The sequence below is a fragment of the Gemmatimonadota bacterium genome (assembly GCA_040882465.1).
In the GTDB taxonomy this organism is placed as follows: domain Bacteria; phylum Gemmatimonadota; class Gemmatimonadetes; order Longimicrobiales; family Gaopeijiaceae; genus JBBEBG01.
Map to the genome: position 1 here is coordinate 112,557 of JBBEBG010000040.1, position 13,903 is coordinate 126,459.

A 13,903-nucleotide genomic window follows, 5' to 3' on the forward strand; every position below is an offset into this window, starting at 1 on the left:
GACCAGGACACTGGCTCCGGGGGTTCATGCGTTTTGGCGCCCCGTCTTCACTCCTTTCCGAGCTCCACCACCTCTGTCGCGATCCCCCGCGCCGTGAGCGTCGCGTACACGATCGAGGGCGGAAATCCCTTCAGCCTGTCCCCGCAACACCCCGGATTCACCGCGAGGACGGTTCCCACCCGCTTGATCGTCGGGACATGCGTGTGTCCGAAGACGACGAGGGATGCGTCGGCGTAGGCCTCGGCGAGCGCCTCCGGAGCCGGCACGCCGAACTGGTGCCCATGCACGACCACGATAGAGCGCCCTTCCCAGTTGCGACGCGCGATTTCGGGGAGGCGGCCCCGGACGTCGAAGCCGTCCGTGTTCCCCCATACCGCGGTGAGCGGGGCGACCGCTTCGAGCTGGACGAGGAGGGAGGCGGGACCGATGTCGCCCGCGTGGACGATCTGATCCATGCCCTCGAGGAGGGGAAAAAGCTCCGGCCGAAGCAGTCCATGCGAGTCGGAGAGGATCGCCAACTTCATCGGGCGTGTCCCACTGTCGCCGGGAGTGTGGCTTCGAGAAAATTGGTCGCAACTTTCGGGAGGTCGAACTCTCGGGCTCGCCGGATGCCGGCGGCTCCCATCCGCTCGCGGGCGGCGCCGTCTCTCAGGAGGAAAATCAGCGCCTCGGCGAGCGGGCCCGGTTCACCTTCCGGAACGAGGAGCCCGGCCCCGCCATCGGGGACGACTTCCGGGACCGCGCCCGCCCGGGAGGCGACGATCGGAAGTCCTGCGGCCATCGCTTCCAAGAAGGCGATGCCGAAGCCCTCCTGCTTCGAAGGAAGGCAGAAGACGTGGGCTTCGAAGTAGCTCCGGTGGACAGCCTCATCCTCTGGAATCGCACCCTGAAAAGTCACGGCATCTTCAATCCGAAGCTCACGCGCGACCGCCCTGAGGCGGGGAAGCTCGGGCCCGCCGCCGATGACCCGGAGGTGGACCGCCGGGACGGCTCTGCGCACCATGGGGAAGGCACGCAGGAGGGTGGCCGTGTCTTTTCTGGGATACTGCCGGGCCACCGACAGGATGGTCGGGCGGCGGGGGGGGAGGGGCGCCGATCCGCGCAACTCGTCCCACGCCGTCATTTCGATCGGCTCGGGCACGATGCGGATCCGTTCCCTCGGGATTCCGTACCTCCCTTCGATGAATCGCGCCGAATAATCGCTGGGCACGAGGACGCGGTCCGCCGACTCCGCGTTCCGCCGCTCGAAGGCGGCAAGCGTGGAGAGGAGCAGCCGCTCGGCTCCCGACCGGGAAAACCGGGCCTCGTCCGCCGCGACTCCTTTGAGCGAGACCAGGTAGCGGGAAGCCGCGGGACGGGAGGCGGACCATCGCCAACCGTCCAGGTCGAAGCCGACGACGAGATCGTCCGACGGCCGACCCCGCAGGAGGGAGGGGAGCCGAAGATTGAAGGCGGCCCGGGAGCGAAGGGTCGGAGGGCCGGCCTGGGGCCGAAGCACCTCCACATGGTGCCCGAGGTCGCGGAGCCCCCGCCCGAGCGTCGAGATCCCGACGGCCGTTCCCGACCCCTCGTGCGCGGAAGGATGCCAGGAGTCGAGGAAAACGATCCGGAGCGGATCCACGCGGGCGTCAGGCCAGGGTATCGAGCCGCGCGGCGAGGATGAAGTCGTTCTCGCTGAGTCCGCCGATCGAATGCGTCCAGATCGTCACCCTGGCGGCCCCCCAGGTGATCGCGATGTCCGGGTGGTGACCCTCGGCTTCGGCCGCACCTCCCGCCCGGTTCGCGAAAGCCAGGGCACCCATGAAGTCGTCGAACTCGAACTTTCCCTCGATGTGGTGGTCGTCCACGACCGACCACCGATCAGAGATCGCCGCGAGGTATGGGTCGAGTGCGTCGCCCTCGAGGGGCGGCGTCCCCTTGGGCAGGGACGTGCAGTGGCGTGAGAGAAGGTCCATGGGGTCGGCTACCCGGGAGGGAGAGCTCGGGTCCTGGCACGCAGGTGAACGAAATGACCCGTTGCGGGGAGCGTGGCGTGGGGCGAGAAACAAAAAGTAGTGCCCCGCTCCTCCTCGCTCCTCTGACCATCGTCGCGCGACGCCGGATGGATGCAGGGCGGGAACAGTTCGCCCGAGGGTGCAAGGAGGGAAGTGGAATCTGCCTCGACCTCGTGGCCATCGCGCTCCGGGAGCCGGTTGTGGCCACCGACCTCCTCCGAGGCATACCGACGGTGGTGCTGGATCCGGCCACCGGTGGATTTCGGCGCCTCGCCGGCGCCGGGTGCCTGCTGATCTTTCTCAACCACGACATCGAGCCGATCATCTCGTTCAATCCCGGGGGCCCGGCCTCTCGGATCGGGGCCCAGTACGCGGCCGGCTCGGCGCTCGCCTCCCCGACGAGGAGGGCGAACACGCCGCTTCCTCGGACTGGCCTGCTCAACCGGCTCGGGAGCGAAGTCGCTGCAGGGACGATCCGTGGGCTCGAGGTCTACCTCTCGCCGCGGGACGTCCCGGACGAGATCATGTTCGGTCCGCGCAAGTGGGCTCTCTGGCCGGCCTCAACGACGGGATACCTGGCACGGTGCGGCGCGATCGTCGTCTGGACCGCGGACCAGCGGTGAGGGATCCCGCGCCCGCCCTCAGGGCGTGTGGGGTGGCGGAAGCGTCAAGGCCACCGGCGGAGCCGCGGCGACAGAATTCCTGAGCGTTCCGACTCCCGATACCTCGACCTCGAAGTTGTCCCCCGGCTGGAGCGCCACGGTGAATTCCGCTCCGGCGGTGCCGGCGAATACGACGTCGCCGGGATTCAGCGTCATGTACCGCGAGATGTAGCTGACCACCTCGTTCGGACTCCAGATCATCTCCGACGTGCGGACCGGCTGAAGGGCCGTGCCGTTGTGCCGTCCGGTGATCGTGAGGTTGTCGTAGTCCACGCCGCTCACTACCGCGGGCCCCATCGGCTTGAAGGTATCCGTCCCCTTGGCGCGGGCCCACTGGCCCGTCCGCCAATCCATCGCGGTGACGTCCACCGCCGGGGCCACGCCGAGGATATGTTGCCCCGCTTGTTCTGGTGAGACATTTCGAGCGATGCTCCCGATCACGATCGCGAGTGTCGCCTCGGCCCGAACATTCTCCGCCTCCACCGGCCGAAGGATTGGAGAGCCGTGTCCCGTGAGCGCCCGGGGCGGAATCGTGACAAGCGTGGGCCGCTCGCGCGGCTGCCCGGTCACGCCACTCGGATAATTCACGTTCAGGACGATCGTCGTCTTCGGCGTCGCGGGAGCGAGCAAGGCGACGGACGAAAGCGCGACGGACTGACCTGTCCGCGTCCCGCCTGCGTACGGTGCGGCGCTGAGCCGCTGAATCGTCTCGCCTTCGAGCACGCCCCACGCGTCGGCCATCCCGTCCTGGAAGCGGACGTACCGCGTGACTTGGGCGTCGAGAGAGGGGGCGCCGGCCGCGAGCAGCGCGGCGACGAGGAGCGCACCCCGCAGCATCGTTCTGCGATTCACTTTGGATTTCCTCCGCTGGGTCAGGGCGCCGGAGCCGCGGCGATGGGGGTGCGCAGGACGGTCACGCCTTCGATCTCGACTTCGTAAACGTCGCCGGGGCTCATCGCCTGGGTGGATCCCGGGGTGCCCGACCAGATCAGGTCGCCCGGCTCGAGGGTGAAGAAGTGCGAGACGTAGCTGACCATATAGTCGAAGTTGAAGATCATGTCGGAGGTGTTCTCCCTCTGCCGCTCCTCCCCGTTCATTCGGCCGATGATCGTCACGTTGTTCGGGTCCACGCCGCGGACGAGGACCGGCCCGATCGGGTTGAAGGTGTCCGCGCCCTTTCCGCGCGACCACTGGCCCTCGTCTTCGCGAAGTTGCCATCCCCGCTCGCTCCCGTCGTTCCCCGCGGTGACGCCGAAGATGTATTCGTGCGCATCTTCGAGAGGGACGTTTTTCGCGCGGCGACCGATCATGATCACGGCCTCGGCCTCGTAGTTGAGGGCGTTCGAATCGTTGTAAATGAACATCGGTGAGCCGGGTGCGGCCACGGACTGCGGCGGAACCAGGAAGAGGCCCGGATAGTCGGAAGGTTGCTGGCCCCCGAGGTGGCTCAGGAAGTTGAGCGCCGTCATGACGACGAGCGTCGGCTCCGCGGGAGCGAGCAGCGCGACCGATGCCATGGCCGCCGTCTGTCCGGTGCGTCGGCTCCCCTCCAAGTAAGGAGCGGAGGTGAGCTGATGAATCGTCTCTCCCTCCAGCTCACCCCACGAAGCCGCTCCGCCGACCTCGTAGCGGACGTAACGGGTTACCTCCTGGGCATCGGCCGACGGCGCAGTCGCCAGGAGCGCGCCCGTGAGCAGACCGATGACCGCTGCGAATGAACGCTTCACAGCTCACCTCCCGAGTTATGCGTGTTCTTAAGGAAGATCATTTCGCTCGCCCTTTTCCTTCCGGGGCGTCACGCTCGGTAAATTCGACCTCAAGCTCGCCTTGGGCCGGGGCCCAAGCAAGATGTCGCCACCCTTCCTCACCGCGCATAGGAGACTGCCTCATCGCGCATCGGGGACCGGGCGGGTTCAGGTGTCCGTGAAGGAGGGCGGGCTCTACGTTGGCTGTCCGGCATGAAAGAGGGGCGGGGACCAAATGGGGGCGCGGATGGGAGAAGGGCGTTGGTCGCATTCCCGGCGCGACTTCCTTCGGGCAGCGGGTCTTGCCCTGGGGGGAGTGGGGCTGGGTGGGTGTTGGGACCTCTTTGGACCCGGCGAGACCGGTGGCCAAGCTCCGAAACGCGTGGTAATCATCGGGGCCGGCCTCTCGGGACTGGTGGCCGGATTCGAGCTTGACCAGTTGGGGCACGACGTCACGATCCTCGAGGCGCGGGACCGGGTCGGCGGGCGCGCGCTGACGATTCGGGCCCCATTCTCGGATGGGCTCTTCGCGGAAGCGGGGGCGGCTCGGATTCCCCCGAGCCATGACCTCACGTTGGGGTATGCGGAGCACTTCGGTCTCACGGTGGATCCGTTTTACCCGGGAACCGGGAGCTTCGTGGACTATGCGCAGGGGATGCGTTCGATCGTGTCGCCGGACGACTTCCTCTCTTCACGGCCGTCGTACGTCAAAATCCGCGGCGGGACGGAGCGACTTCCGCTGGCATTCTCCGGGTCGCTCGGATCCCGGATCCGGCTTTCCTTTCCGGTGATCCGGATCGAACAGCGCGGCTCGGAAGTGGTTGTGAGCGGCGACGGTGGTGAGGAGCTTGAGGCCGACCGGGTGTTATGCACGGTGCCCCTTCCGGTCCTGCACCGCATTCAATTCCTTCCCGAGCTCTCGTCGGCGAAGGGTGCCGCCGCCGATGGTGGATTCCAGTATATGCCGTCGACGCGCGTGTTCGTGCAGTTCTCCTCTCGCTTCTGGGAAGGCGAAGGATTAAACGGGTGGGCCACCACGGACTGGCCGGAGGAGCTCTGGCATCCCACCTGGGATCTGGCCGGGGGGCGCGGCGTGCTCCTTTCGTACGTTCGGGGGGCGCGCGCGCTGGAGATCGATGCACTGGTCGGGCCGGAAAAGGTGCAAGCCGTCCTCGACCATTGGGAGGGGATCTTTCCGGGAGTGAACGCAGATGCTGAAGCCTCGACCGTCCACTCCTGGCAGGAGGACCCATGGTCCGGCCGTGCCTGGGCGGCCCCCACAGGTGCTCAGCTCGCCGCCTACGGGACCGCAATTCGCCAGCCCGAGGGGAGGATGCACTTTTCCGGGGAGCACACGTCCGACGACCGGGGTTGGATGCAGGGGGCCCTGTCCTCAGGGCTCCGTGCCGCCGAGGAGATCCACCTGAGCTGAGGAGGGTCACGGCCCCGGCGGGCGTCTCTAGTGGTTCGCCTCCGAAGTCCCTTGGCATTACCGGCGCGATGCGCCGTTGTCTCGCGGGGACCGTGCGGGTCTTCGAGAACCGGACCGGTCGCTCGGCTCGGCCGCGACTGGAAGCCGTCCTGCGTCGTTGCTCATCGTCGCTGTAGCGTTGCTACGACTCCTCGTCGCGCCTAGCAATCCAGCTTCCATCCGCGCCCTCGGTGCTGCAAGGGACGTTTCCTCACTGCACCCACCATCCTCCCTCGATGAGATCGAGATAGAGGGTCAGGATCCTCCCGTTTTCGAGGACCACTTCGTGGTAGAGGCGCGCGATCGGGCGTCTCCACCATTCGTCGTCGATCCGCCAGATCTCGCGGATCGCCACGACCCTTCCGGCTCGCACCGAGCCCCGGACCCCTCGGCCCTCCCGCGTGCCTCGCAAAATTTCGACGGGCCGTCCTTCACGGTCCGTCCGCACCCGAACGGGGAAGGGGGCGTCGAGCGGCTTCAGGCGTGCGTCGGACTCCATGGAAGAGGCTTCGCGCGAGGAGACACTACGGCTCGATCTCCAGGAGGGCGTGACGCCGCTCCGGGATCCGGGACCAGGGGTCCACCTCGACCACCCGATAGAGGGGCGAGTGCCCGAGCTTCAAGGTGAGCTCCCGTACCGCTTCCCTCAGCGTTTGGGAAATTCCGCCCGCCGTGAGGGGGGAGTCCCGCGTGGCCCTCCCACCCTCTTCCTGGCGCCGGAAGAGGTCGCGCTGGAGGACCGGAGTCCCGAAGTCGAAGAACTCCACGAAAAGGGTCTCCACCGCGCGGGGGGGAGGGGAGAGGAGGATGCGCTGACGAAGAGGGAAGGCGAGCGCCTCCCGCTTCGCCGCGGGCTCGCGGAGCGTCGCCGACACCTCCCAGGAGCCACCTCCTTCGAGAATTCCTCCCGCCCGGATTCCCCGGACGCTCCGGTCCTTCCGCTCCGGCCGGGCGAGCCCCCTCTCCAGGAGCCGATCCACGCCCCGGTGGAGCGCCTCTCGATCTCCCACCGGGGCGGGGAAGTCGAGGGAGACCCGGATCGGCCGGGGGCGGTGAACCGGACGCACCGGGTCGAGCCGTTCTCCCCGGGCCAGCTCCCGGGCCTCTCTCCCGGGGGGTCCGAAGTGGCGCAGAAGCGCCGAAAGGGGGAGCTCTCCCAACTCTCCGAGAGTCCGGACGTCCAGCCGCTTCAGTCGCTCCAGCATCTCTTCGGGGACGGGGAGAACGGAAATCGGAGAGGGAGCGAGGAAGGAAGCGAGAGACCCCTCTTCCACAAGGACCGGGGCCCCCGTGCGGGCGGCGGCGGCGGCGACCCGAGCCCCGAAACACCCCGGGGCTCGCCCCATCCGGATCGCGGCCACGAGGGGGCGGGGAAGGACCTCCAGGAGGGCGTAGAGGATCCGGTCCATCTGGACGCGGGGAGGGCCGTAGAGGCGTTCGAGCCCGTCCACTCCCACATGGAAGACGCCCGGCTCGGTGGACTCGACCACCGGGCTCACCCCTTCGAGAATCTCCAGGATCCCCTGTGTGGCGGCCTGGTAGTGGGCCGGATCGGGTTCGAGGAGGGTGAGGGAAGGACAGAGGGAGATGGCCTGCGAGACCCGCATCCCGGCGCGGGCTCCCGCCTCGGCCGCCCGCTCCGAGAGCTGCCGGATCTCTCCCCGTCCCCCGGAGCTCCCGGGGGCGAGGAGCGCCACCGAAGTCGCATCCAGCTCCGGGGTGCGGACCAATTCCAGGCGAAGCTCGAAGGTCGGAAGCCAGAGGCAGACGGAGGTGAGGGAGGAGGCGCGGGAAGATGGAGGGGGGAGCATGGACCGGGAGCGCGGGGTGGAGCCAGGGGAAACCGAAGATAGGCCGAAAACCGAATATAAACCGAAGATGGAGGGGCGACAAGGAAAATCGGGAAGGAGCGTCGAGCCGGGGAGTGCCCCGGCGCATCAGAGGTGGCTCAGCCCCTCAGGATCACTCAATCCGAAGAAGAAACGACCGGGAAGCCGGCGGATTCGAGGAGGAAGGCGAGCTGGGCCTCGAGCGTACTCCGGAGCCCCTTCCCGCGGGCTTCCCCGCGCACCCAGTCCTCGAGCGTTCCTCGAAGGGTCCAGGTCACGACCGAGGCGAGCGCCCCATAGTCGATCTGGTGCAGGGGGACCCGCAGCGGGAGCGCCTCCCCGAGCCGCTCCTGGATCCATTGCCGGATCCTCTCCTCCTGGGTGAGCTCCTCGGGATCGGTGGGAGGGAGCATGAAGAGGCGCGGAACGAGGGCGAGGGCCAGGTTTCGGTCCCGTGTCACCTGGCCCGAAAGGCCGAGAGCGAAGGCGAGAACGGCTTCCCCGCCCGCGAGCCGCCGTTCTCCCACCTCCTCGATGCTTCGATCCACCATTCTGCTGATAACTTCCGTCAGCACATGGTCCTTCGTCGGGAAGTGATTGAAAAAACTCCCCTTGGCGATCCCCGCTTCACGCGTGATCTCGGCCACCGGAACCGCGTCGAAGCCCCGCTGCCGGAAGTGGCGGAGGGAAATCTGGAGGAGGCGCTCCCGAATCTCCCGGGGCTTGTCGCGCGCGCGGTGTGGGGAAGAGCGAGTCGCCATGAGATTAGATTGACCCCGGTCAGTTCCCGGGTCAAGGGTGATCCTTGTTCACCTTCCCCGAACGTGCATAGCTTCGGGGATTCGAAACCGTCCGAGGCGGGTACGGAACTTGCTCCCTATTCGATGTGGAGAGCGCACGAGGCGGTTGAATCCCAAGAATTTCAGGCGACCGATTCCGGTGATGAACCGAGGGTGGAGCGCGGGTGCGATGGCCGGGCCGATGGCCCCGGTCTTCGTGGAGGGGTTGAGCGGGGTGGGGGCGCCCAGGAGGACGGAGCCTACACCGCGTCGTTTAGGCGTACCGTCCGTCGCCCCGGCATCCGAAGAGGCGATGGCCCCTCCTCCTCCTGCCGAACGAGGAAACGGGGACGGAGTGGACCACATCGAAGAGATCGCAAAGGAAGCGGCGCGCATCCTTCGCGTGGACCGGGTGGCGGTCTGGACCCAAAGTGGAGCCGAGGGAGCGCTCCGCTGTCTTCTGCGGCACCATCGCCGTGAGGGGACGATCTCCAGGCCGGGCGTTCAGCCCGACGAGGTGGCGCGGGCCTTTGGCGAGTCCCTTCGGGAAGAGGGCACACTCACCTCCGAAGACTCCCCCCGCAATGGACCGGAAGCCCTTCGCGGTTGGATCGCCGAAGAAGGCATTCGCGCCTTCATCGCCGAGCCCCTACGCGTCCAGGAGGAGCTCGTCGGATTCGTGACCTTCGAGGAGGACCGAGGTCCCCGACGGTGGACGCCTCATGCGCGGGAGCTCGCCGTATCTCTCGCCGGTCAGATCGGAGCCGCGATGAGGGAACCGGAAAGGCCCGTCCGCGTCGAGCGGTCCGCCGGGCCAAGCCGGCCGGCCGACCTTGGTGAGCCTTCCGCGACAGAGATCGCCTCCGGAGCGCCTGCGCCGCCGCAGCGCATGCGGACGGAGGCTCCGATGCCCGAGGGCGTGTCGTCCTCGGTCTCGACCACCGGGCTCGCTTCTCACGCCACCGACAGCTTACGTCTCCACGCGATCGAACCCGAAGGGCCCCAGCTCCCCCGAAACGTTCGGGCCGAACCCGAGGGGCCCGAACCCGCGTGGCACGAAGTCCCGACCCACGAAGCGGAAAAAATCGTGCAAGCCCCGGAGCTCGCGCGAGCGGGGACGACCCGCGATCCCGCTCCGGCCGAGACAGGCGAGGCGGCCCCGCGCGGTAATGTGGGGCCCGACCGGCGGTCCGAGCCTCGACGACTTTCGCGGCTCGAGAGCGCCGCGCTCCTCGCCAGTGAATCCGTTCCTGAGCTCCTCCGGATTCTGGAGGTCCAGCGGGGAAGCTTTCGCCTTCTCGAGGACTCTCTTGCCGGACGCGAAGGCGAGCTCGACATCTTGATGCAGGCGAAAGAAGCGGCGCATCGGGTCGAGTCCGCCCTGAAAGACTTCCTGGTCCACCTTCGGAGAGGGGTCGGAAGCGCCGATCGGGTCGAGCTCAATGTGGTGCTGTCCACCATGATCGCATCTCTCGCGGAGGAAGCGGGTGACAAGGTGCGCCTGCGGGTCGCCCCTGGCGCCGATCCGATTCCCGTGAACGCGGACCCCTCACTCCTCGAGCACGCGCTCCTACACCTCGTGCGCAACTCTCGTGAGGCGGCGCCCGATGGAACCGACGTGCGCCTCTCCTGGGGGCGCGTTTACGCAAGCGGGAGCGGGGCCCCGGCCGAAACGGGGCTCGTCCGGATCCGGGTGGAGGACCGTGGCGAGGGGATGCCACCGGAACAGCTTCCGTGGGTCCTCGAGCCCTACCACTCCCTGACGGGCGAGGAGGGAGAGCGCCGTGGACTCGGACTCGCGGTGGTGCGGGCGATCATAGAGGGTCACGGCGGATGGCTAGAGATCGGGTCACGACCGGGCGAGGGAACCGTGGTGGATCTCTTCCTCCCCATTTCCGGGGCCCCTGCGGCAGTGGTGACAGCGCCCGTAGCCGCCCCCGAAGCACCGAAGGCCGTGGCCACTCCCGTGGGGCCCGCGACCGTCCTCATCCTCGAAGACGAGCCACTGCTCGCACGCCTCATCGAGCAGATTCTTGCCCGGAACGGGTACCGCACCGAATTGGCGGGCGGGGCCGCCGAGGCGGAACGCCGCTGGCACCGGCTCGAAGGCGGGCTCGATCTCGTCATCGTGGAGCGCGAGCTCGCCGGGGGACGCTCCGGGCTCGACCTGGTCCGGAGGTGGCGGAGGGAGTCCCCCGAGCTGCGCGCGGTCGTGCTCGATCGCCGCGCGACTCCCGACGCGGAAGGGGAGCCCCAGTCCATCGAAGGATTCCCCATGCTCCAGCGTCCCTTCGATCCTTCGGACGTCCTCAAGCGGGTCAGGGAGGAGTTGGCGGGTCGGGCCGACGATGCCTCCACGGAGGACACGAGTCCCGAAGAGCCCACGACCCCTCCCTCCACACTTCCCGAATCGCCTGGCCAGACCGGGCGAATGCTCGCGCACTAGTGTGGTGGAGCAGAAGTCCTGTTCAGCACCGAGAGCGCTGATGCGCCGCTCTGGCAAGGCGCACCGACGAGGAATAGCAGAGCTATTGCGAGCGAGGTGCAACGCACCCAGAGCGGATGCAGCGGCGCTCGAATGCCACAGGACTTCTGCTCCACTACACTAAGGCCGGCTCAGCTTCTCCCCCGGCCGATCAGCTTCGACAGGAGAATGACCGGCGCAAGCCCCGTCGCGATAATGAGAAGCGATGGGAGGGCAGCGCGCGCAAGCTGTTCATCCATTGCGAGTTGAAACGCACGGGTCGCAAGCGTGTCGAAGTTGAAGGGGCGAAGGATGAGAGTCAGGGGAAGCTCCTTCAGGACGTCCACGAAAACGAGAAGTGCCGCCGCCAGGAGGGTGCCCCGCAGGAGGGGCACGTCCACCCTCGTCAGCGTCCGAAAGGGAGAAGCGCCCAGCGAGCGGGAGCTCTCGTCCAGGTGCGCGCAGCTCCGTTCGAACCCCGATTCGATCGGATTCAGCGCCACCGCGAGGAATCGCACGAGGTAAGCGAAGAGGAGCGCCCCGACCGTCCCCGTGATCAGGAGCCCCGTTGGGCCGCCGCCCAGCCCAGCCACGACCGCCGCGATGCGCCGGTCCAGCCAGATGAAAGGGATGAGGACGCCGACGGCAATCACGGCGCCGGGAATCGAATAACCCAAGGAGGATGTCCGGGCCGCGAGCCGGAGGAGCCGCGTCGGCGCGAGCCGGACGGAATAGACGATGAGGAGCGCGGCGACGATGGTGATTCCCGATGCGCCGATCGCGAGCACGAAGGAGTTCAGCGTCAGGCGAAGGAACCGATCGTCCACGTAGCCGGGCGCGGACCGTGCCGCCCACGCCGTGAGCTGGAGTACTGGAAAAGCGAACCCGAAGGCGACGGGAATCGCGCACGCCGCGGTCGCCCCCCACCCTCTCCATCCCCGGAGGCCGAAGCGCGCGACCGGCCGCGCCCGCCCGGTGACGTCGTCGAAGCGAGCTCGTCCACGCTGCCAGCGCTCCACGAGGATCAGCGCAAAGACGAAAATCAGGAGGAGGGCGGCGAGCCGGAGAGCCGCCGGCGGATCCCCGAGGGCGAACCATGCGCGGAAGATCCCCGTCGTGAACGTCGTCACCCCGAAGTAGCGCACCGCTCCGTACTCGTTGAGCACCTCCATGAGGACGAGCGTGACTCCGGCCACAATCGCCGGGCGCGCCATCGGGAGCGCCACCCGTGAAAAGGTGGCCCAGGAGGACCGCCCGAGAATTCGTGAAGTCTCGAGGATTCCCCCCGACTGCTTCAGGAAGGAGGTCCGCGTGATGAGGTACACATAGGGGTAAAGCGCGAGCGCCAGGATCAGGCCGACCCCGGGGAGGGTCATGAGCCTCGTCCGGATTCCCGCGGTAGAGGAGGGGTCGAGGACCAGTTGGAGGGTGCCCTGGATCGGCCCCGTATGCGAGAGAATTCCCGCGTACGTGTAAGCCATGATGTACGTCGGGATGGCGAGAGGGAGGATCAACGCCCACTCGAAGAGGCGCCGACCCGGAAATGCGCACGTCGTGACGAGCCAGGCGGTGCCGACGCCGATGACCACGGTCATCAGTGCGACGCCGACGACGAGGAGGGCGGAGTTCCGGACATAATCCGCGAGGACGGTCGAGGCGAGGTGGCGCCAAGTATCGCTCGACTCGCCCAGGACTCCGAGGAAGATCGAAACGAGCGGGAGGAGGACGAGAGCGACCGTGAGAAGCGTCGCGATCGTCCAGGGAGTCAACGAGACCCGAAGGGCAGGTCGGTTGCGACTCCGCCTGGGAAGGTCGGGCCCGCGCGCGCGTCGTTCTTCGAGGGACTCTACCGCCATCCCGCCCGATCGAAGATCTGGACGGCCTCCGCGTTCAGCTCACCCAGGCGATCGAGGGAAAGGGTGTCCGCGCGGTACGGCCCCCAGTCGGCGAGTGTCTCGGCCCAGGGGATTCCCGGGCGGACAGGATACTCGAAGTTCGCCTCCGCGAAGGCCCTCTGCGCCTCCTCGCCCACGAAAAACTCGAGAAGGAGAATTGCGTTCGCCGGATTCGGCGCGTGGGCGGTGACTCCCGCGCCGCTGACGTTGATATGTGTGCCTCGTCCGAACTGATTCGGGAAAAAGACGCCCACCTGCTCCGCCAGCTCCCGGGAGGCGGGATCCTCGTCGTGGAGGAGGCGACCGACGTAATAGGTGTTCACGAGCGCGACGTCGCCGACTCCGGCCGCCACGTCGAGGATCTGATCGGTGTCGTTCCCCTGCGGGGGTCGGGCCAGATTCGCGACGATGCCGCGCGCCCAGGCCTCCGCGGCATCCACTCCGCTCGCGGCGATGATCGAGGCGAGGAGAGAGACGTTGTAAATGTTCTCCGAGCTGCGGGTGAGGACGCGTCCCGCCCACTGCGGCTCGGCGAGCGTCTCATAGGTGGAGAGCTCGGACGGATCCACGCGGTCTCGTGCGTACGCGAGGATGCGGGCCCGTTGCGTGAGACCGAACCAGTACCCTTCGGCGTCCCGCAGGTGGGCCGGAATCTCGGCCTCGAGGACTTCAGAGGAAACGGGCTGGAGGAGGCCGAGCTCCTTCGCGCGGTAGAGCCGTCCGGCGTCCACGGTGATCAGGACGTCCGCGGGCGATGCCTCTCCCTCCCTCTCGAGCCGGGCGATGAGCTCGTCGGCGGACGCCGTGACGACCTGGACCCGAATCCCCGTGACTTCCGTGAAGCGGTCGAAGAGGGTCTGATCCGTATCGTAGTGGCGATGCGTATAGACGTTCACGACCTCGGATCCGTCGCCCGCGCAGCCGGAGACGGCGAGAGTGAGCGCCAAGACGAATCCGAGCAAGGCGCTCGAGGGGGCATCGAAGGTTTGGCCGCGGAACGAGATCATGTCAGCCCTGGTCCGTTAGTTGAGAACTAATCTCAACCATCCCATGGCCGAAGTCCA

The 13,903-nt window shown here is 67.5% G+C and carries 13 protein-coding genes; 3 read left to right on the plus strand and 10 right to left on the minus strand.

Features of this window, described 5'->3' with window-relative positions; translation table 11 throughout:
* Positions 1 to 47: 47 nt before the first annotated feature.
* From WEG36_15755 to WEG36_15765, 3 genes are read right to left on the minus strand one after another with little or no spacing between them, the layout of a single operon-like run.
* Positions 48 to 524, minus strand: a complete 477-nt coding sequence (locus WEG36_15755; protein MEX1259050.1) for a metallophosphoesterase — start codon at positions 522 to 524, stop codon at positions 48 to 50.
* Positions 521 to 1,621, minus strand: coding sequence for a glycosyltransferase family 4 protein (locus tag WEG36_15760; protein ID MEX1259051.1), 1,101 nt, complete (start codon positions 1,619 to 1,621; stop codon positions 521 to 523). Before WEG36_15760 ends, WEG36_15755 begins: the two co-directional genes overlap by 4 nt.
* Before the next feature lie 7 nt (positions 1,622 to 1,628).
* On the minus strand, positions 1,629 to 1,955 hold the full coding sequence (locus tag WEG36_15765; GenBank protein ID MEX1259052.1) for a 4a-hydroxytetrahydrobiopterin dehydratase: 327 nt from the start codon (positions 1,953 to 1,955) through the stop codon (positions 1,629 to 1,631).
* Positions 1,956 to 2,032: 77 nt separating this feature from the next.
* Here WEG36_15765 and WEG36_15770 point away from each other — a divergent pair, with 77 nt between their 5' ends.
* Positions 2,033 to 2,617 carry a hypothetical protein gene (locus WEG36_15770; GenBank protein ID MEX1259053.1) on the plus strand — a complete coding sequence of 195 codons (585 nt, stop codon included), beginning with the start codon at positions 2,033 to 2,035 and terminating at the stop codon, positions 2,615 to 2,617.
* 18 nt (positions 2,618 to 2,635) lie between these two features.
* Here WEG36_15770 and WEG36_15775 read toward each other — a convergent pair whose 3' ends face one another.
* Together WEG36_15775 and WEG36_15780 are read right to left on the minus strand one after the other, a co-directional pair.
* Positions 2,636 to 3,508, minus strand: a complete 873-nt coding sequence (locus WEG36_15775; GenBank protein ID MEX1259054.1) for a fumarylacetoacetate hydrolase family protein — start codon at positions 3,506 to 3,508, stop codon at positions 2,636 to 2,638.
* 20 nt (positions 3,509 to 3,528) lie between these two features.
* Entirely contained in the window at positions 3,529 to 4,383 is an 855-nt protein-coding gene (locus tag WEG36_15780) for a fumarylacetoacetate hydrolase family protein (protein ID MEX1259055.1), read from the minus strand.
* A 265-nt stretch (positions 4,384 to 4,648) separates the two neighbouring features.
* Here WEG36_15780 and WEG36_15785 point away from each other — a divergent pair, with 265 nt between their 5' ends.
* Positions 4,649 to 5,833 carry an FAD-dependent oxidoreductase gene (locus WEG36_15785; protein MEX1259056.1) on the plus strand — a complete coding sequence of 395 codons (1,185 nt, stop codon included), beginning with the start codon at positions 4,649 to 4,651 and terminating at the stop codon, positions 5,831 to 5,833.
* Positions 5,834 to 6,083: 250 nt separating this feature from the next.
* Here WEG36_15785 and WEG36_15790 read toward each other — a convergent pair whose 3' ends face one another.
* The 3 genes from WEG36_15790 to WEG36_15800 form a co-directional block, all read right to left on the minus strand.
* Entirely contained in the window at positions 6,084 to 6,371 is a 288-nt protein-coding gene (locus WEG36_15790; GenBank protein ID MEX1259057.1) for a hypothetical protein, read from the minus strand.
* Positions 6,372 to 6,396: 25 nt separating this feature from the next.
* A complete protein-coding gene (locus tag WEG36_15795; protein ID MEX1259058.1) occupies positions 6,397 to 7,683 on the minus strand; it encodes a DNA polymerase Y family protein in 1,287 nt (428 codons plus the stop codon).
* 155 nt (positions 7,684 to 7,838) lie between these two features.
* Positions 7,839 to 8,462 (minus strand): TetR/AcrR family transcriptional regulator, encoded by a 624-nt coding sequence (locus WEG36_15800; protein ID MEX1259059.1) that lies wholly within the window; start codon positions 8,460 to 8,462, stop codon positions 7,839 to 7,841.
* Positions 8,463 to 8,793: 331 nt separating this feature from the next.
* Here WEG36_15800 and WEG36_15805 point away from each other — a divergent pair, with 331 nt between their 5' ends.
* Positions 8,794 to 10,926, plus strand: a complete 2,133-nt coding sequence (locus WEG36_15805; protein MEX1259060.1) for an ATP-binding protein — start codon at positions 8,794 to 8,796, stop codon at positions 10,924 to 10,926.
* A 170-nt stretch (positions 10,927 to 11,096) separates the two neighbouring features.
* Here the strand turns inward: WEG36_15805 and WEG36_15810 are convergent, their stop codons facing one another.
* Both WEG36_15810 and WEG36_15815 read right to left on the minus strand, forming a co-directional pair.
* Positions 11,097 to 12,800, minus strand: a complete 1,704-nt coding sequence (locus WEG36_15810) for an iron ABC transporter permease (protein ID MEX1259061.1) — start codon at positions 12,798 to 12,800, stop codon at positions 11,097 to 11,099.
* On the minus strand, positions 12,791 to 13,846 hold the full coding sequence (locus tag WEG36_15815; GenBank protein MEX1259062.1) for a Fe(3+) ABC transporter substrate-binding protein: 1,056 nt from the start codon (positions 13,844 to 13,846) through the stop codon (positions 12,791 to 12,793). Before WEG36_15815 ends, WEG36_15810 begins: the two co-directional genes overlap by 10 nt.
* Positions 13,847 to 13,903 lie beyond the last annotated feature (57 nt).